This is a genomic window from Aquamicrobium lusatiense (assembly GCF_014201615.1).
Classification (GTDB): Bacteria; Pseudomonadota; Alphaproteobacteria; order Rhizobiales; family Rhizobiaceae; genus Mesorhizobium; species Mesorhizobium lusatiense.
The window spans coordinates 2,401,081-2,424,561 of sequence record NZ_JACHEU010000001.1; the positions used below are offsets into that span (position 1 = coordinate 2,401,081).

Annotated in this window: 21 protein-coding genes; 9 read left to right on the forward strand and 12 right to left on the reverse strand. The window is 60.7% G+C overall.

Annotated features, from left to right (window positions below; all coding sequences use genetic code 11):
• Positions 1–45: 45 nt before the first annotated feature.
• From HNR59_RS11520 to HNR59_RS11550, 7 genes are all read right to left on the reverse strand, one after another.
• On the reverse strand, positions 46–873 hold the full coding sequence (locus tag HNR59_RS11520) for a 3'(2'),5'-bisphosphate nucleotidase CysQ (RefSeq protein ID WP_183830103.1): 828 nt from the start codon (positions 871–873) through the stop codon (positions 46–48).
• Positions 860–2,203, reverse strand: coding sequence for a TldD/PmbA family protein (locus tag HNR59_RS11525; protein ID WP_183830106.1), 1,344 nt, complete (start codon positions 2,201–2,203; stop codon positions 860–862). The genes HNR59_RS11520 and HNR59_RS11525 overlap by 14 nt, the downstream gene beginning before the upstream one ends.
• A 109-nt stretch (positions 2,204–2,312) precedes the next feature.
• Positions 2,313–3,158 (reverse strand): patatin-like phospholipase family protein, encoded by an 846-nt coding sequence (locus HNR59_RS11530; RefSeq protein WP_183830108.1) that lies wholly within the window; start codon positions 3,156–3,158, stop codon positions 2,313–2,315.
• A complete protein-coding gene (locus HNR59_RS11535; RefSeq protein ID WP_183830111.1) occupies positions 3,155–4,501 on the reverse strand; it encodes a M16 family metallopeptidase in 1,347 nt (448 codons plus the stop codon). Before HNR59_RS11535 ends, HNR59_RS11530 begins: the two co-directional genes overlap by 4 nt.
• A gap of 4 nt (positions 4,502–4,505) precedes the next feature.
• On the reverse strand, positions 4,506–5,876 hold the full coding sequence (locus HNR59_RS11540) for a M16 family metallopeptidase (protein ID WP_183830114.1): 1,371 nt from the start codon (positions 5,874–5,876) through the stop codon (positions 4,506–4,508).
• 71 nt (positions 5,877–5,947) lie between these two features.
• Positions 5,948–6,502: a 16S rRNA (guanine(966)-N(2))-methyltransferase RsmD gene (rsmD, locus tag HNR59_RS11545; RefSeq protein WP_183830117.1), complete on the reverse strand. Its 555-nt coding sequence runs from the start codon at positions 6,500–6,502 to the stop codon at positions 5,948–5,950.
• 2 nt (positions 6,503–6,504) lie between these two features.
• Complete coding sequence (locus HNR59_RS11550) at positions 6,505–8,469, reverse strand: pseudouridine synthase (RefSeq protein WP_183830120.1); 1,965 nt, start codon at positions 8,467–8,469, stop codon at positions 6,505–6,507.
• An 80-nt stretch (positions 8,470–8,549) separates the two neighbouring features.
• Between HNR59_RS11550 and HNR59_RS11555 the strand changes: the two genes are divergently transcribed.
• Positions 8,550–8,996 carry a nucleoside deaminase gene (locus tag HNR59_RS11555; RefSeq protein ID WP_183830122.1) on the forward strand — a complete coding sequence of 149 codons (447 nt, stop codon included), beginning with the start codon at positions 8,550–8,552 and terminating at the stop codon, positions 8,994–8,996.
• 30 nt (positions 8,997–9,026) lie between these two features.
• Here the strand turns inward: HNR59_RS11555 and HNR59_RS11560 are convergent, their stop codons facing one another.
• The 3 genes from HNR59_RS11560 to HNR59_RS11570 all read right to left on the reverse strand — a co-directional run bounded on the left by HNR59_RS11560 (position 9,027) and on the right by HNR59_RS11570 (position 13,795).
• Positions 9,027–9,692 carry a hypothetical protein gene (locus HNR59_RS11560; RefSeq protein WP_183830124.1) on the reverse strand — a complete coding sequence of 222 codons (666 nt, stop codon included), beginning with the start codon at positions 9,690–9,692 and terminating at the stop codon, positions 9,027–9,029.
• A 177-nt stretch (positions 9,693–9,869) separates the two neighbouring features.
• A complete protein-coding gene (gene ileS, locus HNR59_RS11565; protein WP_183830127.1) occupies positions 9,870–12,791 on the reverse strand; it encodes an isoleucine--tRNA ligase in 2,922 nt (973 codons plus the stop codon).
• 230 nt (positions 12,792–13,021) lie between these two features.
• Entirely contained in the window at positions 13,022–13,795 is a 774-nt protein-coding gene (locus tag HNR59_RS11570) for a MipA/OmpV family protein (RefSeq protein WP_246374677.1), read from the reverse strand.
• Positions 13,796–13,997: 202 nt separating this feature from the next.
• Here HNR59_RS11570 and HNR59_RS11575 point away from each other — a divergent pair, with 202 nt between their 5' ends.
• Positions 13,998–14,555: an HdeD family acid-resistance protein gene (locus tag HNR59_RS11575; protein ID WP_183830133.1), complete on the forward strand. Its 558-nt coding sequence runs from the start codon at positions 13,998–14,000 to the stop codon at positions 14,553–14,555.
• A gap of 3 nt (positions 14,556–14,558) precedes the next feature.
• Here HNR59_RS11575 and HNR59_RS11580 read toward each other — a convergent pair whose 3' ends face one another.
• Together HNR59_RS11580 and HNR59_RS11585 are read right to left on the reverse strand one after the other, a co-directional pair.
• Positions 14,559–15,533, reverse strand: a complete 975-nt coding sequence (locus HNR59_RS11580; protein ID WP_183830138.1) for a bifunctional riboflavin kinase/FAD synthetase — start codon at positions 15,531–15,533, stop codon at positions 14,559–14,561.
• 8 nt (positions 15,534–15,541) lie between these two features.
• Entirely contained in the window at positions 15,542–16,402 is an 861-nt protein-coding gene (locus tag HNR59_RS11585; protein WP_183830141.1) for a TIGR01459 family HAD-type hydrolase, read from the reverse strand.
• A 236-nt stretch (positions 16,403–16,638) separates the two neighbouring features.
• Between HNR59_RS11585 and HNR59_RS11590 the strand changes: the two genes are divergently transcribed.
• The 7 genes from HNR59_RS11590 (at position 16,639) to HNR59_RS20930 (ending at position 23,378) form a co-directional block, all read left to right on the forward strand.
• The gene (locus tag HNR59_RS11590) at positions 16,639–18,543 is read left to right on the forward strand and encodes a TadE/TadG family type IV pilus assembly protein (protein ID WP_183830143.1); all 1,905 of its coding nucleotides are present in this window, start codon (positions 16,639–16,641) and stop codon (positions 18,541–18,543) included.
• A gap of 49 nt (positions 18,544–18,592) precedes the next feature.
• Complete coding sequence (locus HNR59_RS11595) at positions 18,593–19,135, forward strand: CAP domain-containing protein (RefSeq protein ID WP_246374562.1); 543 nt, start codon at positions 18,593–18,595, stop codon at positions 19,133–19,135.
• Positions 19,136–19,302: 167 nt separating this feature from the next.
• A complete protein-coding gene (groES, locus tag HNR59_RS11600; RefSeq protein WP_183830146.1) occupies positions 19,303–19,599 on the forward strand; it encodes a co-chaperone GroES in 297 nt (98 codons plus the stop codon).
• A gap of 68 nt (positions 19,600–19,667) precedes the next feature.
• On the forward strand, positions 19,668–21,308 hold the full coding sequence (gene groL / locus HNR59_RS11605) for a chaperonin GroEL (RefSeq protein WP_183830148.1): 1,641 nt from the start codon (positions 19,668–19,670) through the stop codon (positions 21,306–21,308).
• Positions 21,309–21,424: 116 nt separating this feature from the next.
• Positions 21,425–21,604, forward strand: coding sequence for a CsbD family protein (locus HNR59_RS11610; RefSeq protein WP_183830151.1), 180 nt, complete (start codon positions 21,425–21,427; stop codon positions 21,602–21,604).
• A gap of 205 nt (positions 21,605–21,809) precedes the next feature.
• Positions 21,810–23,207 (forward strand): class II fumarate hydratase, encoded by a 1,398-nt coding sequence (fumC, locus tag HNR59_RS11615; protein WP_183830154.1) that lies wholly within the window; start codon positions 21,810–21,812, stop codon positions 23,205–23,207.
• 42 nt (positions 23,208–23,249) lie between these two features.
• Complete coding sequence (locus HNR59_RS20930; protein WP_275592312.1) at positions 23,250–23,378, forward strand: hypothetical protein; 129 nt, start codon at positions 23,250–23,252, stop codon at positions 23,376–23,378.
• Positions 23,379–23,481 lie beyond the last annotated feature (103 nt).

Genomic DNA, 23,481 nt, shown 5'->3' on the forward strand with positions numbered 1-23,481 from the left:
CCCGGTCTAATCCAAACCGGCCGACAATTAAACCTTTAGCGATGCCTAAACCGGGAAATGTGGTGCGCGACCTTCCGGTTTGGCGATCACGGCATAAAGCTCGTCAAGAAGCTCGTTGCTGCCAGCAACCAGCGCGCCATGCCGGATCATCTCATCGGCGAATCGCGGCGGCAGTCCGTCTTCGGCAATCAGCTTGCCGCCAGCCTCTTCAAGAATGAGCGCGGCCGCGGCGAGGTCCCAGTCATGAGAGTCGGGTTTGACGAAGCTGGCATCGATGCGGCCGGCGGCAATCATGGCGATACGGTAGGCCAGAGACGGCACATAGCCGACCTTGCTGGCGCGCGCGATCAGATCCTTCGGTAGCTCATCGATCATGTCTTTGGGACCGGCGATTTCCGGCGATGAGCCAGCCGTCCTGACGGCAATGCGCTTGCCGTCAAGGAAAGCGCCGCCACTTGTTGTGGCGGAAAAGATTTCCCCCTTGGCGGGACAGTCGAGCACGCCCGCCAGCGACCGGCCCTCTTCAACCACCGCGATGCTGACGCACCATGTCGGATTTCCGGCGATGAAGGCGCGGGTGCCGTCGATGGGATCCACGACGAAAGTGCGCGGAGCATCCAGCCGCTTCAGGTCATCGGCGGTTTCCTCCGAAAGCCAGCCATACCCCGGCCTCGCATTCAGAAGCGTCTCACGCAGGTACCTGTCGGCGGCGTAATCGGCCTCGCTGACCGGTGAAGACCCCTCCTTGATCCAGACCTGCGGGTCCTTGCCGAAATAGCCCATGGCAATTTCACCGGCTTCCCGTGCCGCTTCCAGAAGCAGCGTCAGATCCTCCTGAGGGTCTGGAAGGTTGCGTTTGTCAGCTTCCGGCAAGGGTCATCCCTTCGATGAGCAATGTCGGCGCGGCCGTCCCGAAATTGCGGTCCAGATCGCTGGCCGGAACCATGTTCATGAACATGTCTTTCAGGTTGGAAGCGATCGTTACCTCGGAAACGGGATAAGCCAGCTCGCCGTTCTCGATCCAGAAACCGGAGGCGCCGCGGCTGTATTCGCCGGTCACCATATTCACGCCCTGTCCAAACACTTCCGTGACATAAAAGCCGGATTTCAGGCTGGCGATCAGATCCTGGGGCGACGCCGCCCCTGCTTCGATCGCGAAATTGCTGGACGAGGGAGAGACCGAAGAGCCGCTGCGGGAACCACGTCCGTTGGTGATGAGGCCGAGCTCCGCTGAAGTGGAGAGCGAAAGCAGCCAATGGTTGAGAACACCATTGTCCACCATCACCAGCTTCTCGCCGCACACGCCCTCGCCGTCGAAAGGACGAGAGGACTGACCTCGCCGGCGCAGGGGATCATCGGTCACGGTGATCGCGGCATTGGCAATCTTTTTCCCCATCATGTCGCGCAGAAAGCTGGTCTTTCGGGCAACCGCAGCGCCGTTGATCGCCCCGGCCAGATGACCGGCGATGCCGCGCGCCACGCGCGGATCGTAAATCACATTCACCGCGCCGGTGGCGGCCTTGCGTGCGCCCAGTCGCCGGACTGCGCGTTCCCCGGCCTTGCGGCCGATATCTTGCGGAGACTCCAGATCCTCAAAATGCTGGCGGGACGAAAACTCATAATCCCGTTCCATACCTGTGCCTTCGCCGGCGATCACGCTTGTGGAGCGGGAAAAGCGGGTTACGGCATAGTGTCCGACAAAGCCGTTAGAGGCGGCCAGAACGAGCCCGCCCATGCCCGCGCCGGCGCTGCTGCCGGAGGAGTTGCTCACCCCGCTGACGGCAAGTGCCGCTGCTTCCGCAGCCAGAGCATCCTCCTTCAGCCTGCCGGGAGAAACCTCGGTCGCATCGAACAGGTCGAGATCGGCCGGATGGCGAACCAGAAGTGCGGGATCGGCAAGACCCTGATAAGGATCCTCAGGCGAAACCTTCGCCATGGATACGGCTCTTTCAGCCAACGTGGAGGGATCCGATGCGGCAGTTGCGGAAACGCTTGCGACGCGCTTGCCGACGAAGACGCGCAGCGACACATCCTCGCTTTCCGATGCGCCGGTTTCCTCGACTTTGCCAAGCCGCACCGAAACGCCCGTCGACCTGCTCAGAATGGCGACCGCATCGGCTGCATCCGCACCGGCCTTTCTGGCCGCTTCCACCAGCGCCGAAACACGGTCTGTCAGCTTCGCGGCGTCGATCTTGTCAGTCATATCGAGATGATCCCATGAAGGGTGAGATGGCGACTTTCGAGCTTCCATCTATTGTCGGCACCGTGCTTTCGCAATGGCGAAGGCAGTTCTGCCGGCTTTTTCATGGGCATCAATGCTTTTTGGGCTCGTAACGCGCCTTCAGGGCCTCGTCGATCCTGCGCTTGGTCTCGTCCTTGACGGAAGCCGTTTCCTTCATCACCGCATCGAATTTGAGGAAATCGAGCACACGGAACCTGGAAACCGGCGGGCATATGATGACGTCGGGACGCACCTGCGTCAGCTTGTTGTCGATGATCGACTGCATCAGCAATTGCGTCGCACCGAACATCAGGTCGACCGAGGTCGGGCGTCGCGATCCGTTTTCGACCGGCGCGCCAATGACGTCGACAGCCACGACGATGTCCGCTTCATGACTGATCAGATCGAACGGGATGGGGTTGTAGATACCGCCGTCGATCAGCAACCGCCCGTCACGGATGACCGGCCTGAACAGAGCGGGTATGGCTGCGGATGCGGCGATCGCCGACAAAAGATCGCCATCCTCCAGCACCGCCAGGCTGTGGCCGTAATAGTCGGTGGCGGTGATTTTCAGCGGAATCTGCAATCCGCCAAAGCTATCGGGTATAGACGCCGGCAAAAACGCTTTCAGGATCCGCTCGATATTGAACTGGCTGACGTGAAGCCCGCCCTTCATGAGTTCGGCAAGGCTGCCCGGGCGTGACTGCCAGATGCGGCTGGCCACTTCCGAGCGTTTCGACAGAATGGAGCGGCAATAGTCGCGGATTTCCTTTCCCGTCATGCCGGAAGCCATGGCAGCCCCGATGATCGCCCCGATGGACGATCCCGCGATAGACACCGGTCTGATCCCCAGTTCGTCGAAGGCCTCGACGATATGGATGTGGGCCAGGCCTCTGGCACCGCCACCGCCAAATGCGATGCCGAAGGTAGGGCTCATTCAGCCGGGACTTTCTCGACATCCGGCCCTACCAGCATGACAGCTGGCTCGCCCGAAAGAAGTTTGGCCGCAACCTTTTTGACATCGGCAACGGTGACCGCCTCCAGAAGGGCCGGCCGGCGTTCGATGTAATCCTTGCCAAGCCCGGTCACCTGCAATTCCACCAGAGTGGAGGCAATCGCCCCGGAAGAATTGAGATTGTTGATCGCATAGGCGCCGATCAGATATTTGCGGGCGGCCTCAAGTTCAGCCTCCGTCGGCCCCTCCTGCGCCATCTGCCGGATCACGCTGCGGATGACTTCCACGGTTTCAGCGGCGCGGTCCGATCTCGTCGCCGTGCTGATGCCCAGCGTTTCCGAATAGCGACGGTTTGAAAGCATGGAGCCGACCGAATAAGCCAGTCCACGCTTCTCACGCACTTCCTTGAACAGGCGCGACGTGAATGTTCCGCCGCCGAGGATTTCGTTCATCAGGACTGCAGCGAAGAAGTCCGGCTCGGTGCGTTCAAGTCCCGGAAAAGCCATCTGAATCGATGTCTGGGGAAGATCGTAGGCGACCTTCAGTTGCTGGTCGAGTTTGGGCTGGACACGCGCAACCGGAACGGATTTCTGCTTTTCCGGCAAATTGCCGAACAGCCGATCGAGATCGCGCTTCAGTGTTTCGGCGTCGATTGCTCCCACAACCGCGACATACAGGCCATCACGGGCGAACTGGCTGTCGTGAAAGGCATGCAGATCATCGGTCGACAGGCCCGCAAGGCTTTCCTTCGTGCCTTCGTCCGGGCGGGCGTAAGGGTGCTCGCCATAGACGGCGCGCGCCCATTGCTTTCTGGCCTGATCGTTCGGGTCACGCTCGGCAGCATCGATGCCCGTCAGCAGCTGGCTGCGGATACGGTCGACAGGCCCTTGGTCGAAACGCGGCTTCTCGATGGCCAGACGCAGCAGATCGAAAGCCGCGTCCTTGTCCTCGGCCAGAACGCGAACCGTGCCATAAATGCCGTCGCGGGTGCTCGAAAATCGCATTTCAGCGCCGACGTCATCGAGCTTTTCCTGAAAGGCATTGCTGTCGAGATCGCCGGCGCCCTCATCGAACAAACCGCTCATCAGGTTGGCGAGGCCTTCCTTGCCGACAGGATCCTGACTGCTGCCGCCCTGAAAGACGAAGCGCGTGGTGACGATCGGGACGGTGTAGTCTTCCACCAGCCAGGCAGTGACGCCTTTTTCCGAGCGGACTTCCTGAATCTTCACGTCCGCCTGTACGGGCAGCACGACAAGAGACAACAGGAGCAATGTGCCAGCGACGAGCGCGCCGGCCTGCCTGAGAGAAATCGAAAGCTTTTGCATGCGCTTAATTCCCGGCTTTCATAGTCGGCAGAAGATATCCGGTGGTGGAAATCGATGGCTGGAGATAGCGCACCGCAGCGGCTCTGACCTCCTCTGCCGTCACCTTGCCGATGCGATCCGGCCATTCCTGCAAATCCTGCACGGTTGCCCCGGTCGCCAGAGCGCTGCCATACATGTTGGCCATGCTGATCTGGCGATCCCTTGCAAAGATGGTTGCCCGGACAAAGCGCTTCTTGGCCTTTTCCAGCTCGTCGTCCGTAACGCCATCCTTTGCGATACGCTCGATCTGCTTGTTTATCGCCTGTTCGACCTGCTCCAGCGTCGCCTCTCCGCGTGGAGTGCCGTAAACGGTAAAGCTCGTGGCATCGAGCATGGTGCCGTTGTAGGACGCGCCGGCGCTTGCCGCGATGCCCTGCTTCACCACCAGTTCCTGATAGAGACGGCTGCGCAGACCGCCGCCCAGTATCTCTGAAAGGAGGTCGAGCGCTTCGGCCTCGCCGGGTTTTGCCGTGTTGTAGGAAGGCACGACCCATTGCGAGGAAAGGCTTGGAACGCTCACCCTTTCGTCGGTCAGCGTCACCGTACGCTTGGTGTTCTGCTCCGGCTCGACCGGGCGAACGCGCGCAGGCAGGTCCGGGCCCCGCTCGATCTTCCCATAGGTTCGTTCGGCCATGGCTTTCACGGTTTCGGCATCGAGATCGCTGGCAACAACCAGGACCGCGTTGTTGGGCGTGTAATAGCGATCATAGAACTCGCGCGCATCCTTGCGGTTTAGCTCTTCCATCTCCTGCATCCAGCCAATGACCGGAATGCGATAAGGCTGGTTCTGCCAAAGGGTTGCGCTGACTTCCTCATCCAGCAATGCACTTGGATCGTTGTCGATACGCGAGCGGCGCTCTTCCAGCACCACGTCGCGCTCGGTAGCCACCACCTCGTCGTTGAGCACGAGATTGCGCATGCGGTCGGCCTCGTAGCCCATCATGCTCTCAAGCGCGTCGGAAGGTACGGTTTCAAAATAGGCGGTGTAGTCGTAGGAGGTGAAAGCGTTGTTGTTGCCGCCGATCTCGGCGATGGCGTGGTCGAACTCGCCGGCCTTGTGGTTGCTGGTGCCCTTGAACATCAGATGCTCGAAGAAATGAGCTATGCCGGATTTTCCGGGGGGCTCGTCGGCACTTCCGACCTTGTACCACACCATGTGGGTGGTGATCGGTGCCCGGCCATCGGGAATGACGACGACCTCCATGCCATTTTCAAGCGTGAAATGGGAAACCGCCCATTCCTTCTTCTCTGGCGTGTCTGCGAAGGCGGTGGAACTGAATATCCCGAGTGAAAGAGCCAGAAGCGCTGAACGAAGGCGGTTCGGGTCTGATCTCATGGCAGTCTCCGGTTGTTCGCAGTCCGAATCTCAAGGATTGCGGGTGGTGTGAAGGCCGAACGCGGCAGAAGTCAGGCAGCGACGATGAAGCGGATCACGGTATCGCCATAACCGCGTTCATCGATGATCGAGAAGTCAGGACCGGGATCGAACGGAATGGAGGCGACCTCCTCCACAACGCACAAAGCGCCGGGTTGCAGCCAGCCGCCCTCGCGCACGCTGCGCAGCGCGCGTTCGCCAAGCCCCTTGCCATAGGGCGGATCGGCGAACACCAGCCCGAACGGTGACAAGGTGCCGATGTTGCCGATGGCCGTGGCATCACGCCGGAAGATTTTGGTCCTTCCGGTCAGGCCGAATGCCTCGACATTGGTGCGGATCAGGCCCCGCCCCTCGGCGGACTCCTCAATGAATACCGCATGCGAAGCGCCCCGCGACAGAGCCTCCAGACCAAGCGCGCCGGTGCCGGCGAAGAGGTCCAGAATCCGCGCGCCCTCCAGCTTGTCGGGAAAACGGTGCGCGAGAACGTTGAACACGGCCTCGCGCGTGCGGTCTGTCGTGGGTCTGATGGAATCGGAATGGGGCGTGACCAGCGGCCGTCCCCGAAACTCGCCACCAACGATGCGCATGCCTATGACCTCTTCGGACCCTTGCCCGGTCCGCCGCGACCACCGGCCTGAGGCTTGCGAGGCCCACGGTCCGGGCGCCCATCCCGGGAACGCCCACCGTCGGAACGCTTGTCGGCAGGTGAATCCTGATCTCGCTCACGTTGCGGACGCGCGCCCGGCGCCATCCACACATTGGCCCTGCGCTGGCCGGGCGGATCCAGCGGCGGACGCTCCTTGTTGCGGGAACCTTCCCTGCCACCTTCCGCCTTGCGCGGGGGCTTGCCGCCGAAGCCCTGACCTCCCCCCGGCCCCGGCCGGGTGGAGAGCTTGCCCAGCGCCTCGTCGCGGCTGCCTTCACGCATCTTGCGGCGCTTTATCAGCCCGCCCTCGCCGATATCGAGGCGCGACGACTTCTTCGCTGCAGGACGCGATTCGTCAAAATCGCCATCCCGACGCTCTTCGCGCCTGACCGGCTTGTTGGAGAAAGGCTTTACGATGTCGGCATCGAAATTGGCGCCGGATTCCTCGACCAGACGCTCACCAAGCTGATCACGCAGCGTGCGTCCCTTGATCTCCAGCACATGGCCCTCCGGCAGTTCGCCAAGCTGGAAGGGGCCGTAAGAAATACGGATCAGGCGGTTGACCTCAAGACCGAGCGCGCCAAGAATGTTACGCACCTCGCGGTTCTTGCCTTCGCGCAGGCCGATGTTGATCCAGGCATTGCTGCCCTGCACACGTTCAAGGCTTGCTTCCGCCCCGCCGTAGAATACGCCATCGACGGCGATGCCGTTCTTGAGGTCGGCCAGCGCCTGCTCGTCGACCTTGCCGTGGACACGCACCCGGTAGCGCCTCAGCCAGCCGGTGGCCGGCAATTCCAGCGCCCGCGCCAGCCCGCCATCGTTGGTCAGCAGCAACAGGCCTTCCGTGTTGATGTCGAGACGCCCGACGGTCATCAGACGCGGAAGCTCGGCCGGCAACACGTCGAATACGGTCTTTCGTCCTTCTGGATCGCGATTGGTCGTGACCACGCCCGCAGGCTTGTGGAACAGGAACAGCCGCGTGCGCTCAATCGGCGGGATGGTGACACCGTCGAGCTGAATCATATCACTGGCCTGAACGTTGAAGGCCGGCGAGGTAAGCACAACGCCATTGACCCGGACACGGCCGGCCGCGATCAGTTCTTCGGCATCGCGGCGCGAGGCAATGCCGGCCCGCGCCAGCCGCTTGGCTATGCGTTCCCCGCTCTCCTGCTCCTCGGCAGCGGGACGAGGCCTCGGCCTGAACTGGCTGCTCGAGGGTTTGCGATCGTCCGCGAAATCACGCTTGGGTCGATCGCTCCGGTTGAAGCCGCCAGAACGCTCGCCGCGCGGGGCAAAAGGCTTGTCACCCCCGTCCCGCTTCACAAAGGGCCTTGCGCCATCGCGCTTGGAGAAGGTTTTGCCGTCCCCCTCCCGCTTCGCGAAAGGTTTGCCCTCGGAGCGTGGGCCTCTGGCGAACCTGCTGTCGCCGCTGCTCTGGTCGCCCTCTTCGCGTGGCCGTCGGTCCGGCCGGAAATCGCGTTGCGGTCTGTCGCCCCGTTCGTTTCTGCGCTGATCCCCGTCGCGAGCTGCAAACGGACGTTCACCATCCTCGCGCTTTCGGAACGGCGGCTTGCCATCAGGGCGCGGCCCCTTGCGGAAGGGGCGCTCGGCACCGGCATCGGCGGCTTGCGGCCGGTCGGAGCGCCTGAAATCGCGAGCCGGACGGTCATCACCTCCAAAATCACGCTTCGGACGATCACGATCCCCGAATTTCTTCGCGCCATCGCCGCTGTTTGCGGCATCGAATTTACGCTTCGGGCTTCCGGAGCGCGAATCCGCGCCGGGCCGCTTGGCAAAGCCCTTGCCCGCTGCCGGTTTTCCAGCCCCTTTTCCGGCCGACGGCCCGCGCGGCTTCTGTCCGCCGGGCTTCGCTCCGGGTCTGCGTTTTGATCTGTCGTCTTCGGTCATGTGGTGTTTGCTCTTTTGGCGGGCTAGATAGCAGGACAGGCCCCTGCTTGCGAGGGGATAATAGCGGGAGATCGTATTGAATGAAGCGACCGGACTTCATGGCCCTGGCGCTTGAGCAGGCAAAGGATGCGGCGTTACGCGGCGAAGTGCCGATCGGAGCGGTGCTGGTAGCCGATGGCGTCGTCGTCGCTCAGGCCGGTAACCGCACCCGTGAACTTGCCGATCCCACCGCTCATGCGGAGATTCTGGTCATTCGCGACGCGGCTGCCAAGCTCTCGGCCGAGCGATTGGGTGGATGCGATCTTTATGTCACTCTGGAGCCATGCACGATGTGCGCGGCCGCGATTTCCTTCGCCCGTCTGCGCAGGCTCTATTTCGCGGCGACGGATGAAAAAGGAGGGGCTGTCGTTTCAGGCGTGCGCTTTTTTGCGCAGCCAACCTGCCATCACTCGCCTGACGTCTATTCCGGTCTCGGCGAAACCGAAGCGGCCACGATTCTGAAGGATTTCTTCAGGGCGCGCCGCTAGAAGCCGGTGAAATCATACCGAAAAGCCAGTTTACCAGGGCAGCCAGTCGAACATGCCGCCCTTCTTGGAGGCCGCACGCTTGAGCCGGCGCTCCTTGACATACTCGTCCTCGCCAAGCTCATCCTGCGGCGCGTTGGCGGAAGCGACGCGGTAATCCAGCGGCGGCTCGCTCAGATAACGGCGCGTGTTGGGGCTGCCCTGCTTGGATTGGGCAAGTCGCTTCTTCACCTCAGGGCTTTGTTCCCTTGCCATACGGGCATTTTCACGGGGATCGAACTTGTCTGAAACGAAAGGATTCGCGGAAGCCGACGTTTGCGTCGGCAGATCGTTGATCACTTCCGATTCGTAGAAGCGGTTGTCCTGATTGGCCGTGGCACTGGCACGAATGCGCGCGCGGCGCTGTTCCGGCGATTCGGGCCACTGTGCGCTGGCGGTGGTGACGACATTGTCCTGAGGTGCGGGAAGATTGGCCTTCTGGGCAGCGGAAGGCTTCACCAGCTCGGGGCGCGGCTGATAGTCGATCTTTTCGCGCTTCGTCGGGGCAAAAGTCAGCGCACTGGTGAGATCGGTCGCCAGTTGCTCGGAAGCGGTCTTGTCAGTGCCATAGGTGGGCGAGGAAACGCAGCCAGCCAGCAGAAGACCGGAAGCGGACAGCGAAGCCAGCAACGCCACGCGACCACGGTTTTTGTCAGTCATGCCGAAAAAACTCACTTAGAGCGGCCCCCTGATTGATGCCAGCCGGACATTGTCGAAATTCCAACATGTCCTTGTAATGGTAAATCCGGCGACAATTTGTCGTCGGGAAACGTGGTCTTTACCTTAAGCTGTGTGCGAGGGCAACGCGTAGCCGGTACGCGCTGCCCTCAGCCACAATCAGATACGCCCCTGCGCCTGCAGTTCACGCAGCACTTTGGCATCCCGCGCTGACACATCCGGGAAAGCGGGATCGCTGCCGACGTCGTCCGTATAACGCCAGGAACGCGCACATTTGCGCAGGTTGCGGTCAACCGCCTTGCCGATCACCACGGCAACGCCGGGAACTTCGCGCAGGCTGAAAGCACCGGCAGGCGCCTCGTCAGACGAAATCACCAGATCGCTGGTGATGCTGATCTCGGCTAAATCGACATCGCTCACAACCTGCCGGAGCCCTTCGTCGGTCACGTAGACGACAGGAACGGCCTCAAGAGACGACCCGATGGTCTTGTTCGCCCGCTCCAGTTCGAGCGCCCCGGTGATGACGCTGCGCACCTGCCGCACCTTGCGCCATTTGGCGGCCAGTTCGTCATTGCGCCATTCGGAAGGCACCTTGGGGAACTGGGCAAGATGCACGGAGCGATCCTGCGGATAGCGATCGCCCCATGCCTCTTCCGTCGTGAACGGCAGCATGGGCGCCAGCCATTTTACCAGGCAGTCGAACAGATGGCGCACCACCTGCACCGCCGCCTTGCGCTTCACGCTGGAAGGCGCTTCACAATAGAGCGCGTCTTTGCGGACGTCGAAATAGAAAGCGGACAGCTCGACCACCATGAAATCGAGCAGCGCACGGGTGATTCGCTTGAACTCGAAGCCGTCATAGCCGGAACGCACGATCTCATCGAGTTCGGCCAGCCGGTGCAGCATCAGCCGCTCCAGTTCGGGCATGTCTGCCAGCGGCACGTCCTCGCCATCGTCATGGGCAAGCGTGCCCAGCATCCAGCGGATCGTGTTGCGCAGCTTGCGGTAGGCGTCGATATTGGTCTGCAGCACGTTCTTGCCGAGGCGCTGGTCTTCCCAGTAGTCGGTGGTCATCACCCACAGGCGCAGGATGTCGGCACCGGACTTGGACATGACTTCCTGAGGCACGACCACGTTGCCGAGCGACTTCGACATCTTGCGGCCGTCCTCGTCCATGGTGAAGCCATGGGTGACGACGGCATCGTAAGGCGCCCTGCCCCGCGTTCCACAGCTTTCCAGCAGCGAAGAATGGAACCAGCCGCGATGCTGGTCCGAGCCTTCCAGATAGACGTCAGCCGGCCATTTGAGGTCGGGGCGATCTTCCAGCGTGAAGGTGTGGGTGGAACCGGAATCGAACCAGACATCGAGAATGTCGGTCACCATTTTCCACGGCTCGTTGGCGCGCTCGCCAAGGAAACGCTCACGCGCACCTTCTGCGAACCACGCATCCGCGCCTTCCTGCTCAAAAGCCTCGAGAATGCGGGCATTGACGGCCTCGTCCTTCAGGACATTGCCGTCCTCGTCGGAGAAGACGCAGATCGGCACGCCCCATGCGCGCTGGCGCGACAGCACCCAGTCGGGACGGTCCTCGATCATCGCGCGCAGACGCGTCTGGCCCGCAGCCGGCACAAAGCGGGTGGCGTCGATAGCGTTCAGAGCGCGCGAGCGCAGCGTGGTGCCGTCGCCGAGCTCCTTGTCCATATAGACGAACCATTGCGGCGTGTTACGGAAGATCACCGGCTTCTTGGAGCGCCACGAATGCGGATAGGAATGCTTGAGGCGTCCGCGCGCGAACAGCATGTTTCTGCCGATCAGCGCTTCGATCACGGCCTTGTTGGCATCGCCCTTCTTGCCGTTGTCGTCGATGACGCGTGCGGCACCGCCATCACGGTCCGGCCCGAAGCCCGGCGCGTCCTTGGTGAAGAAGCCGGCATCGTCGACGGTGAACGGGATTGCGGTATCGATGCCGCGCCCTGCGAGATCACGAGATGCATCCATCCACGCGTCAAAGTCCTCCCGGCCATGGCCGGGAGCGGTGTGCACGAAACCCGTGCCGGCATCGTCGGTGACATGATCGCCGGGAAGCATTGGAACAATAAACTCATAGCCGCCGCCCAGGCCCTTGAGCGGGTGAGCCAGCGTGATCGATGCCATTTGATCGGCGCTTACGTCGCTCAGACGCCGGAACTGCAATTTGGCCTTGGTGAAGCAGTCTTCGGCCAGCGCATCCGCGAAAATCAGCTTTTCGCCGGCCTGTGGCCCGAAATCGTTCTCGGCTGCGGTAACTTCGTACAAACCGTAGGCGATGCGCGGCGAGTAAGCGACGGCACGGTTGCCGGGGATGGTCCACGGCGTGGTCGTCCAGATGACGACCGACGCGCCGTCAAGATCTGCGACGCCGCCGGCCACTGGAAACTTCACCCAGATGGTGTCGCTCTCGTAGTCCTGATACTCGACCTCGGCCTCGGCCAGTGCCGTGCGCTCGACCACCGACCACATCACCGGTTTGGAGCCGCGGTATAGCTGGCCCGACATGGCGAATTTCAGCAGTTCGCCGGCGATGCGCGCCTCGGCGTGGAAATTCATCGTCGTGTACGGCTTCTTGAAGTCGCCGATCACGCCGAGCCGGAGGAACTCCTTCGTCTGCACGTCGATCCATGATTGCGCGAACTCGCGGCACTCCTGCCGGAATTCGTTGATCGGCACCTCGTCCTTGTTCTTGCCGGCGGCGCGGTATTTTTCCTCGATCTTCCATTCGATCGGCAGGCCGTGGCAGTCCCATCCCGGAACATAGTTCGAGTCGTAGCCGCGCATCTGGAACGAGCGGGTGATGACGTCCTTGAGGATCTTGTTCAGCGCATGGCCGATATGGATGGTGCCATTGGCATAGGGCGGGCCGTCATGCAGGACATACTTGGGGCGGCCAGCGGCATCCTCGCGCAACTGCCTGTAGAGGTCCATCTCCTCCCAGCGGGCCACGATCTGGGGCTCTTTCTCGGGCAGGCCGCCACGCATGGGGAAATTCGTCTGCGGCAGATAGAGTGTTTTGGAATAATCGATCGGTTCGACAGTATCGGTCATAGGTTCGCCATATGGATTGCCCGGCCGGTTTGGACACAGGGCCTGAAATTCATGATTTCTGGAATATGCGCGAAGCGCGCGCACCGCAATTCCCGGCGGCTCCGGCAGGCGAGTTGCATCTCAGCCCGCCCGGAGCACCGGGCTGGTAATTCGTATCGCGAAGGCGACATGGTGCGGTAGGCGTATCATGGCCGCGCTTCTAACCTATGCAGACCCAGGAATAAAGGGCGCTACATGGTAAAGTCGAAGCGGTATGTGGCCGAAACACCCATCGTGAACTGATTGCGGGAACCGCGCTCACGCACGATGCTGGAATCCGCGGCAGGTCCCATGAGGCGCGAGTATTCACCGAAAACGCTGGTGGTGACAGGATCGGACACTTTCCATGTTACCGCGCCGCCGACGCCAAGCGAGCGAACACCGCCACCCGGATTGTATTCGCTGAGGCCAGAGCGGAAGCTTTCATCTGCGGTGACGCCATAGTAAGCGTCGAAATATTTTGATGATGCGAACGATGCGCGGGGTCCGCCGGAAATCCGGATTTCCGGCGTGACGTCGTGGAAGGCATCTACCGCGATATCGCCGACCACACCCTTGTGAGCGCGGATACCCTGACGGACTTCAGCCCTTATGCGCACCCAGTCCAGCGGATAGAATTCAAAGAAACCGCCAACTTCACCGCCCCAACGCATCGGATCCAGCCCGCGAATGGCGTCTTCGTCATTGTCGCGCTTCCACAGGAACTTGCCCGTCACGCCGGCGCGAAAATCGCCCTGATCGGTCAGCGCCAGAGATATGTTGTCGTTACGCGATGAGAAGCGCACGGGATTGCCGGCCTTGCCGAGCGAGATGATCGGCGTCGCACCCAGCATATACTTCTTGCTGCCCTCGAAATCGGGCGCCACCAGCACTGTTGCACCGAGGGTAAGATACCAGTCACCGGACAGCCATCCGCCGATGCCATCGGCAGCATGGACAATCGTGGGGACGCCAAGAGAAAACATTGCCGACAACGCGGCCGCAGGCTTCAAAACAGACATGTCTCACCGTTTACGCAATACAAGTGGGAGTTGAAGCGATTGTTGCAGTCAGTTTGGTAAAATTTGTTTTAAATCCGTAATGTTATGATGCGCCTGCCTACTGGACGCTTCGAAGCGGCGGCACTAGCTTAGTCATGTGGAGGGGTAGGTTAGCAGGAGAGGCAACATGACTTTTGAGAACAATTCAATCCGCAGCATCACCGACGAAGTGCGCTCCAAATGGGGCTGGTTCGTAGCACTCGGGGTTCTGCTGCTCATCCTGGGCGGCGTCGCGTTCGGTAATCTGTTCATCGCGACAATTGCATCTGTCTATTTTGTCGGCTGGCTGATGCTTTTTGCTGGCGTCATCGAAATCATTCACGCTTTCGGAGTGCAGACTTGGGGCCGGTTCTTCCTGTGGCTTGCGAGCGGCCTGCTCTATGCGCTGGCAGGCATTTTCTTCGTTTTCTACGATCCGATTGCCTCGGCGGCCGCACTTACATTTCTGCTGGCCGTGTCTCTGGTCGCCTCCGGCGCGCTGCGGGCATGGGTCGGCTATCAGAACTGGGAACAGAAGGGCTCGGGCTGGATCGTTACGGCCGGTATCGTGACCATTCTGGCTGGCATCGTAATTGCCATCGGCTGGCCGGTGAACAGCCTTTGGGTGATTGGACTGTTCCTCGCGATCGATCTGGTCTTTCAGGGCTGGACCTTCATTGCGTTCGGACTGGCGCTGAAGAAGTAAAGGTCAGAAGCTGATTTCGGCGTCCAGAGCAGAAAGGCTTCGGACGCCACTCAGCACGGCCCTCGCCTCCTGCTCGTCGCGCCTCATCTGCGCGACGAGTGCGTCAAGCCCGTCGAATTTTTCTTCGCCGCGCAGATAAGCGAAAAACGAAACATCGCAGACTTCGCCATAGAGATCGCCGGAGAAATCGAACACGAAGGTTTCGAGCAGCGGCGCTCCGTTGACATTGACCGTGGGGCGGCGGCCAAAACTGGCAACGCCATCATGAAGGCTTCCGTCTGCGCGCCGGAACCGCACCGCATAGATACCTTCGCGCAACTCCACATCTTCCGGCAAACACATATTGGCCGTTGGAAAACCCAGCGTGCGACCGAGTTGCTGACCGCCGATGACTTCGCTTTGCACGGTGAAGCGGTAGCCGAGAAGTCCCGCCGCCTCCGACACATTTCCTGCGGCCAGCAGCTCTCTTATACGGCTGGAAGAAATGACCTGCGCGCCCTCGTCGCGAAAGGCGTCCACCAGAGTCACGCCAAAGCCGTGACGTTCTCCGGCGTTCATCAGATAGGCCGGGCCGCCCTGGCGGTCCTTGCCGAAGTGAAAGTTGAAGCCGGTGACGGCATGACTGATGCCAAGATTTTCCTGAAGGATTCCGGCCACGAAATCCTCCGCCGACTGTGCCGCAAACTGTGCCGTGAAGGCCTGCTCCACAACCGCTGAAAAACCCAGCTCTTCGAGAAGATGCGCTTTCATTGCTGGCGGCGTCAGCACGAAAAGCGGGACCTGCGGCCGGAAGAATTTGCGCGGGTGGGGCTCGAAGGTGAGGACCAGTGCGGGAACGCCACGCTTCCCGGCCTCTTCCAGTGCACGCCCCAGCACAGCCTGATGGCCGCGATGAACGCCGTCGAAATTTCCGATCGCCACGACACCACCGCGCAGATCCGCAGGCAGTTGCTTATTTCCGGCAATGCGCGCCAGCATGGGAAGTCCTATTGCAGTCGCGGCATGACGGCCACGGGGGCGTAGCCATGCTTTTCCAGAAAACCGGCGAGCTGTTTCGGATCCGGATTCAGGGCATCGCCATAATCGCGGGCATGGATGCCTCCTGAAATGTAGAGCGCATCGACACCATTGTCGGCCGCGCCCTTTATGTCCGTCATGATTCCGTCACCGATCGCGAGCACTTCGCGCCGGTCCAGATCGCGCCCGACAATGTCGGCGGCGGCCCTGAGGGCAGCCTTGTAGATCGGCGCGTGGGGTTTTCCGGCAATCAGCGTACGCCCGCCCATCTGGCCGTAGTCACGCGCGATCGCTCCCGCGCACCAGATCAGCCTGTCGCCGCGCTCAACCACAATATCGGGGTTGGCGCAGATGAAAGGCAGATTGCGTGAACGCAGCCTCGTCAGCAGTTCCTGATAATCCTCAGGTGTTTCGGTTTCATCATCGAAAGGACCGGTGCACACGACCGCCTGCGCCTCGAAATCCTCGACCAGCTCGACATCGAGCCCATCATAGATGTTGGTGTCGCGATCGGGGCCGATGTGGAAAATCCGGCGCGGGGCCTCGGCAATCAGATCGCGCGTGACATCGCCGGAACTGACAAGCTTGTCATAGGTGCCGTCCGGAACGCCGATCGTGCGCATCTGTGCCACGACATCGGCTCCGAGCCTTGGCGAATTGGTGATCATAACGACTGCCACTCCCCTCGCCCGTGCTTCTGCCAGCGCAGAGGCCGCCTGCGGGAAATGCTCAACCCCGTTATGGACCACGCCCCACACATCGCACAGCAAAGCGGCATAGTTGCCCGAAATCGTTTCGAGCGAAGTGATGATAGGAGAATGAACCGTCATGTCGGCAGAAACGTCCGTATCTCGAAGATGGTCAGGCCTGTTGGCCGTGCGGGCTCCCGGATTAACCGATGCGGCCCTGACTGTCACCAGCTTTCCTGCCTTGCCGGCCCGGATGCTGGTTAACATGCTTTGAATGAAAGAGAGCAATTTTAGACAATTGCGCAAACCCGAAATTTAAATGTTTCAGGGATAGTGCCTCCAACCAGTCAGATATTGGCAGCGGGGGCTAGAGCCAGATGCTTCGGAAATTCCTTGCCGACACGCGCGGCAATTATGCCATGATCACCGGGTTGCTGATGGCACCCCTGTTCGGCGCTGTCGCGCTGGCTGTCGACTATTCGGAAATGTCCCGGCAGCGCCTCGATACACGCAACGCGCTGGACGCGGCCAATATCGCAACGGCACGCGAGATTCAGTCCCAGATCAGCGACGCCGATGCCATCGCTTACGCCAACAATTTCTACTACGCCAATCTGCGGCATGTGGTGCCGGCGAAATCGACGCTTCAGGTTACGCTGCCAAGTCAGGTCGTCGGCGGCGGCTCGATGACGATGTGCGCCACGCTGACCTATTCACCGATCTTCTTCCCCGCAGCCGCCGCACTGGTTGGCAAGCAATCCGAGGATTACGACTTCATAACCTGCTCAGAAGTGCGCCTGAAGAACACGCTGGAAGTGGCGCTGGTGCTGGATAATTCGGGCTCGATGGACGCAAAAGGAACGGGTTCCAGCCAGACGCGTATGGAATTGCTGAAAAAGGCCGCTGACGAACTCATCGCGACGATGGTGAAACAGGCGGACAGCGTAAAGCAGGTCGAAAAGCCTATCCAGTTCGCTCTCGTGCCGTTCGCGACATCAGTGAATGTCGGGAAGGCAAACAAGGATGCTTCCTGGATAGACACACTTGGCATTTCCGCCATCCATCATGAAAATTTCAACTGGAATTCTTTCACCTGGGCAAGCCGCAAGATTTCCAAAGAAGGAAACATCTACGTCAAGCGGGGAAAGGACTGGGGAGAGAAGGAGGGAGATATCGTCACGCGGCTCACGCTGTTTGACGAATTGAAGTACTACAAGGACAGCGGCAAGAAGGAGACGTTGCCCTATGCCGAATGGGAAGGATGCGTGGAACAGCGCCCCTACCCTTATGATTTGACGGATGAACAGCCACGCTCGTCGAATCCGGACACGCTTTTTGTTCCGATGTTCTACCCGGACGATGCCAGAAACGGTTACAACGACTGGATCACCAAGGTGGTCAACAGCAATGACGCCTCTAAAAACACGCTCTTCTGGGACAGTGACAGCAACCGTGCGCCGCACGATATGACCAAGTATTTTGACCTGCGCACGTCTGTGAACGGGACGCAGAACGGATATGTGGCGCCTTATGGCTCTCAAAAAATGGGACAGGGCAACGGTCCTAACGCCAACTGCACCACGCAACCGATTACTCCACTGGTCGATGTTACCGATCCCGCGGGAATGACAAAGATCAAGAATGCCATTGCAGCGATGGAGCCTCTGGGTGGCACCAGTGTCGGCAGCGGTCTTGCGTGGGGATGGCGTGTCCTCTCAAGTGGCGAACCCTTCACGGAAGGCAGGCCGGAAACCGATCGGGGCAATGACAAGGTCGTCATCGTGCTGACCGATGGAGCTAACACGTACTACACGCCGAGCAGCGTTCGCAGGCTGAACGGATCGACCTCTGCGGCGTCGGACAATAACAACGTAAAGTCGATTTATGGCGATTACGGATTTCTCAAGCCGTACAACAGCTCGCTCGCCTATGGTCGCCTTTTCCTTGGTCCGAACAAGACCTACAGCAAGACTAGCTTCGCTAATGAAAACTACTCCAAGGCGATGAACGAAAAACTGCAGGAGCTTTGCGCGAATGCGAAGGCCGCCAACATCATGATCATGACGGTCGGTCTGGATCTTGAGGCGGAAGCAAAGAAAGACGCAAAGGTCAAAGAACAGATCACCGGTCTGATGACCTGTTCCTCGGATTCGCGCAACCGGCGCGATGCAACGGACCCCAGCAAGCCGGCAAAGCTGTTTTGGAACGCGGCTGGCAACGATCTGTCCAATGCGTTCCGTGAGATCGCGGACGAGTTGTCCAATCTGCGCGTAACCAGGTAAGCTTCTGCCGGGCAGGCTCCGAATTTCAGATGCCTGCCCGGCAAAAGCCATGATCATTGGCCTTACAGGCGTCATGACTTTTATTCTGCCTGCCAATCGCAATGAAATTTCATTCAGCCCTGCCCGCCGGAACCTGATTTCTGGCGGCGGCGCGCTGGTTCTCACGGCGCTTGCCGGTTGCGGCTCCCTGCCCCGGCATGGCCCCGGAGGCGGTGCGTCGACCGCTTCCCGCCAGACGATGGATGGCATTCGCACGGCCGAAGGGCTGGCGCTCGTCTCACCCGATCACCAACTGGAGCAGGCAGCCCTGCAACAGGCGCAGTATATGGCCGCCTCGGGCAGGATGAACCACACCACCGGCTTCGGAAAAGATTTTCAGGCCCGGGTCAAAGGCAACGGCATCAGGGGCGCTGCGGCCGAGAATATTGCCGAAGGGCGCATGGATGCCGCCCGCGCCATCGATATGTGGATGAATTCGCCCCCCCATCGCCGCAACATGCTGGACGGGCGTTTTCGCCGCTTCGGCCTTGCCTGGGCAACCCGGCCGGAACGCCCCGAATGGCGCTATTGGGCCATGATTCTGGCAAGCTGACCGAGGCCGCCCTTTCCTGTTCGCAGAGAAACGGCTCTCGCTTCTTGACACCGTCCGGGGCGCTGACTATCTCATGGCTCGTTAGCACTCTCCGAAAGCGAGTGCTAACAGGTCCGGTCAAGCCGGACGGAGGAATTCTTTCTCATCATTGTGACCGAGGAAATCAAATGGCAAAGACGAAGTTCCGCCCGCTTCATGACCGTGTGGTCGTTCGCCGGGTCGAGTCCGAAGAGAAGACGGCTGGCGGCATCATCATCCCCGATACCGCCAAGGAAAAGCCGCAGGAAGGCGAAGTCGTGGCTGTGGGCTCGGGCGCCCGCGATGAAAGCGGCAAGCTCGTCGCCCTCGACGTCAAGGCCGGCGACCGTGTCCTGTTCGGCAAGTGGTCGGGCACCGAAGTCAAGCTCAATGGCGAAGACCTTCTGATCATGAAGGAATCCGACATCATGGGCATCATCGGCTGATCTGGCCGTTCCCATTCATCAACAATCACTGCAATCCGAATTTCGGACCAAAGGTCCAGGAGTAAGCAATGGCTGCCAAAGACGTAAAATTCTCCCGTGACGCCCGCGAGCGTATGCTGCGCGGTGTCAACATCCTCGCCGACGCGGTGAAGGTCACCCTCGGTCCCAAGGGCCGCAACGTCGTCATCGACAAGTCGTTCGGCGCTCCGCGCATCACCAAGGACGGCGTTTCCGTTGCCAAGGAAATCGAGCTGGAAGACAAGTTCGAGAACATGGGCGCCCAGCTCGTTCGCGAAGTCGCTTCCAAGACCAACGACAAGGCTGGTGACGGCACCACCACCGCGACCGTTCTGGCGCAGGCTATCGTTCAGGAAGGCCACAAGGCCGTTGCCGCCGGCATGAACCCGATGGACCTGAAGCGCGGTATCGATCTGGCCGTGGGCGAAGTCGTTGCCGACCTCGTCAAGAAGGCCAAGAAGATCAAGACTTCCGAGGAAGTCGCGCAGGTCGGCACCATCTCCGCCAATGGCGAGAAGGAAATCGGCGAGATGATCGCCGAGGCCATGCAGAAGGTCGGCAACGAGGGTGTCATCACCGTCGAGGAAGCCAAGACCGCCGAGACCGAGCTGGAAGTCGTCGAAGGCATGCAGTTCGACCGCGGCTACCTGTCGCCTTACTTCATCACCAACCCCGACAAGATGGTTGCTGAGCTGGAAGATGCCTACATTCTTCTCCACGAGAAGAAGCTCTCCAACCTTCAGGCCATGCTGCCGGTGCTTGAGGCTGTCGTTCAGACCTCCAAGCCGCTGGTCATCATCGCTGAGGACGTCGAGGGCGAGGCTCTGGCCACGCTGGTCGTCAACAAGCTGCGCGGCGGCCTGAAGATCGCTGCGGTCAAGGCTCCGGGCTTCGGCGATCGCCGCAAGGCCATGCTGGAAGACATCGCCATCCTCACCGGTGGTCAGGTCATCTCCGAAGACCTCGGCATCAAGCTCGAGAACGTTGGTATCGACATGCTCGGCCGCGCCAAGAAGGTGCGCATCGAGAAGGAAAACACCACCATCGTCGACGGCGCCGGCAAGAAGGCCGAGATCCAGGGCCGCGTCGCCCAGATCAAGGCTCAGATCGAGGAAACCACTTCCGATTACGACCGCGAGAAGCTTCAGGAGCGTCTTGCCAAGCTGGCCGGTGGCGTTGCCGTCATCCGCGTTGGCGGCTCGACCGAGGTTGAGGTCAAGGAGAAGAAGGATCGCGTTGACGACGCTCTGAACGCCACCCGCGCTGCGGTTGAGGAAGGCATCGTCCCCGGCGGCGGCGTCGCTCTTCTGCGCGCTACCCAGGCGATCAAGGCGGAAGGCGCCAACGCCGACCAGGCTGCCGGCATCAACATCGTCCGTCGCGCTCTGCAGGCTCCGGCCCGTCAGATCGCTACCAATGCCGGTGCGGAAGCTTCGATCATCGTAGGCAAGATCCTCGACAACAAGAGCGCGACCTACGGCTACAACGCTGCCAAGGACGAATATGGCGACCTGATCCAGCTCGGCATCGTCGACCCGGTCAAGGTGGTTCGCACCGCTCTGCAGGACGCCGCTTCGGTTGCCGGCCTGCTGGTCACCACCGAGGCCATGATCGCCGACGCGCCGAAGAAGGAAGCTGCTGCTCCGGCCATGCCCGGCGGCATGGGCGGCATGGGTGGCATGGACTTCTAAGAAAGTCCGGCTTCGCATCGGAAAGGGCGGCTTCGGCCGCCTTTTTCTTTTGCCTGCAGGAACAAACCCGCCAGCGCTCCGTTGATACGCGCAAGTTCAACTCAGGAGATGCGATCATGGTGAACAAGGATCAGGTGTCGGGTGTTGCAAAGCAGGCCAAGGGCGCGGTGACGGAAGCCGCCGGCAAGCTTACGGGCAACAAGAAGACCGAGCTCAAGGGCAAGGCCGAAAAAGTCGAAGGCAAGGTCCAGAAAGCCGCCGGCGACATCAAGGAAAAGGTACGCAAGGCCCATTGAGCACTTCCAACACAAGCTTTCAGGCAAAAAGGCGGCTGTCTCAGCCGCCTTTTTCTCATTCTCCAGCTCGCCGTAAGGCGGCCCCGGATGCTTGTCGACAGTTCAAACGATTAGGCCATCGGGCTTCGGAAATCTTCCCTTGAAGCCGGAGAGGCAAAGCGTTAGGCCGGTGCCATCTCAATCCGCTTGTTCAGGAGACTGGCCCGTGAGCACAAAGAACACCAGAACCGAAACAGATACGTTCGGCCCGATCGAGGTCGCTTCCGATCGTTACTGGGGTGCTCAGGCGCAGCGGTCCCTTGGCAATTTCCGGATCGGCTGGGAAAAGCAGCCGGCTTCCATCGTGCGGGCGCTCGGCATCGTCAAGCGCGCCGCCGCCGAAGCCAACATGGAACTGGGCAGGCTCGACCCCACGCTCGGCGCGGCCATCATCGAAGCGGCACAGGAGGTCATCGACGGCAAGCTCGATGACCACTTCCCGCTGGTGGTCTGGCAGACCGGTTCGGGCACCCAGTCCAACATGAACAGCAACGAAGTGATTTCCAACCGCGCCATCGAAAAGCTGGGCGGCGAAATGGGCTCCAAGAAGCCCGTTCATCCCAATGATCACGTCAACATGAGCCAGTCGTCGAACGACACCTATCCGACGGCCATGCACATCGCCTGCGCCGAGCGCATCGTTCACGATCTGCTGCCTGCCCTGAAGCATCTGCACGGCGCTCTGGAAGCCAAGGTCACGGCATTCGGCCACATCGTCAAGATCGGCCGTACCCACACGCAGGATGCAACCCCCCTCACCCTGGGTCAGGAATTTTCCGGTTACGCCACCCAGGTGAAGAACGGTATCGAGCGCATCGAGATGACCCTGCCCGCGCTGATGCAGCTTGCTCAGGGCGGCACCGCTGTCGGCACCGGGCTGAACGCACCCGTCGGCTTTGCCGAAAAGGTTGCCGAGAAGATCGCCGCCATCACCGGCCTTGGCTTCACGTCGGCGCCGAACAAGTTCGAAGCGCTTGCCGCGCATGACGCCATGGTGTTTTCGCACGGCGCCATCAACACGGTTGCGGCCTCGCTGTTCAAGATCGCCAATGACATCCGCTTCCTCGGCTCCGGCCCCCGCGCCGGCCTTGGCGAGCTTGCCCTGCCGGAAAACGAACCCGGCTCGTCTATCATGCCCGGCAAGGTGAACCCCACCCAGTGCGAGGCGCTGACGCAGGTTTGTGTGCAGGTGTTCGGCAACAATGCCGCGCTGACCTTCGCCGGCAGCCAGGGTCATTTCGAGCTGAACGTCTACAACCCGCTGATGGCCTACAATTTCCTTCAGTCGGTGAAGCTGCTGGCCGACGCATCGGTTTCCTTCACCGACAATTGCGTCGTCGGCATCGAGGCGCGTGAGGATAACATCAAGGCTTCGCTGGAGCGTTCGCTGATGCTGGTTACCGCGCTCGCACCCACCATTGGCTATGATGCGGCTGCAAAGATTGCCAAAACGGCGCACAAGAACGGCACCACTTTGCGCGAGGAGGCTCTTGCAACCGGCCTCGTCAGCGAGGCGGACTATGATCGTCTGGTGCGTCCGGAAGACATGACCCATCCGGGTTGACGGCATCTGGCAGCGGCGAGCTGTTTCAGCTAAGTTGCGGCCATGCGCTATGTCATCCTCTTTGTCGCCATTGCAGGCTTTTTGATCTGGGACGGCCTCTATAATGGAGGCCGTTACATGGATATGGCGGTCAAATCCGCAGACCACCTGCTGCGCATGGTCACCGGCTGAGCTTTCCCGGCCATTTCCTGCCGCGACATCGCGCCGGTTGACGCGACTCAGCCTTCCGGATCAAAAGGGGGCGTCAGACGAATGCGCGTCCCGGACAGCTATG

What these genes read in the sequence shown, in the direction of transcription:
- HNR59_RS11525 (WP_183830106.1), bottom strand. Translation starts at nt 2,203, where the DNA reads ATGACTGACAAGATCGACGCCGCGAAGCTGACAGACCGTGTTTCGGCG.
- HNR59_RS11530 (WP_183830108.1), bottom strand. Translation starts at nt 3,158, where the DNA reads ATGAGCCCTACCTTCGGCATCGCATTTGGCGGTGGCGGTGCCAGAGGC.
- HNR59_RS11535 (WP_183830111.1), bottom strand. Translation starts at nt 4,501, where the DNA reads ATGCAAAAGCTTTCGATTTCTCTCAGGCAGGCCGGCGCGCTCGTCGCT.
- HNR59_RS11540 (WP_183830114.1), bottom strand. Translation starts at nt 5,876, where the DNA reads ATGAGATCAGACCCGAACCGCCTTCGTTCAGCGCTTCTGGCTCTTTCA.
- rsmD (WP_183830117.1), bottom strand. Translation starts at nt 6,502, where the DNA reads ATGCGCATCGTTGGTGGCGAGTTTCGGGGACGGCCGCTGGTCACGCCC.
- HNR59_RS11550 (WP_183830120.1), bottom strand. Translation starts at nt 8,469, where the DNA reads ATGACCGAAGACGACAGATCAAAACGCAGACCCGGAGCGAAGCCCGGC.
- HNR59_RS11555 (WP_183830122.1), top strand. Translation starts at nt 8,550, where the DNA reads ATGAAGCGACCGGACTTCATGGCCCTGGCGCTTGAGCAGGCAAAGGAT.
- HNR59_RS11560 (WP_183830124.1), bottom strand. Translation starts at nt 9,692, where the DNA reads ATGACTGACAAAAACCGTGGTCGCGTGGCGTTGCTGGCTTCGCTGTCC.
- ileS (WP_183830127.1), bottom strand. Translation starts at nt 12,791, where the DNA reads ATGACCGATACTGTCGAACCGATCGATTATTCCAAAACACTCTATCTG.
- HNR59_RS11570 (WP_246374677.1), bottom strand. Translation starts at nt 13,795, where the DNA reads ATGTTTTCTCTTGGCGTCCCCACGATTGTCCATGCTGCCGATGGCATC.
- HNR59_RS11575 (WP_183830133.1), top strand. Translation starts at nt 13,998, where the DNA reads ATGACTTTTGAGAACAATTCAATCCGCAGCATCACCGACGAAGTGCGC.
- HNR59_RS11580 (WP_183830138.1), bottom strand. Translation starts at nt 15,533, where the DNA reads ATGCTGGCGCGCATTGCCGGAAATAAGCAACTGCCTGCGGATCTGCGC.
- HNR59_RS11585 (WP_183830141.1), bottom strand. Translation starts at nt 16,402, where the DNA reads ATGACGGTTCATTCTCCTATCATCACTTCGCTCGAAACGATTTCGGGC.
- HNR59_RS11590 (WP_183830143.1), top strand. Translation starts at nt 16,639, where the DNA reads ATGCTTCGGAAATTCCTTGCCGACACGCGCGGCAATTATGCCATGATC.
- HNR59_RS11595 (WP_246374562.1), top strand. Translation starts at nt 18,593, where the DNA reads ATGATCATTGGCCTTACAGGCGTCATGACTTTTATTCTGCCTGCCAAT.
- groES (WP_183830146.1), top strand. Translation starts at nt 19,303, where the DNA reads ATGGCAAAGACGAAGTTCCGCCCGCTTCATGACCGTGTGGTCGTTCGC.
- groL (WP_183830148.1), top strand. Translation starts at nt 19,668, where the DNA reads ATGGCTGCCAAAGACGTAAAATTCTCCCGTGACGCCCGCGAGCGTATG.
- HNR59_RS11610 (WP_183830151.1), top strand. Translation starts at nt 21,425, where the DNA reads ATGGTGAACAAGGATCAGGTGTCGGGTGTTGCAAAGCAGGCCAAGGGC.
- HNR59_RS20930 (WP_275592312.1), top strand. Translation starts at nt 23,250, where the DNA reads ATGCGCTATGTCATCCTCTTTGTCGCCATTGCAGGCTTTTTGATCTGG.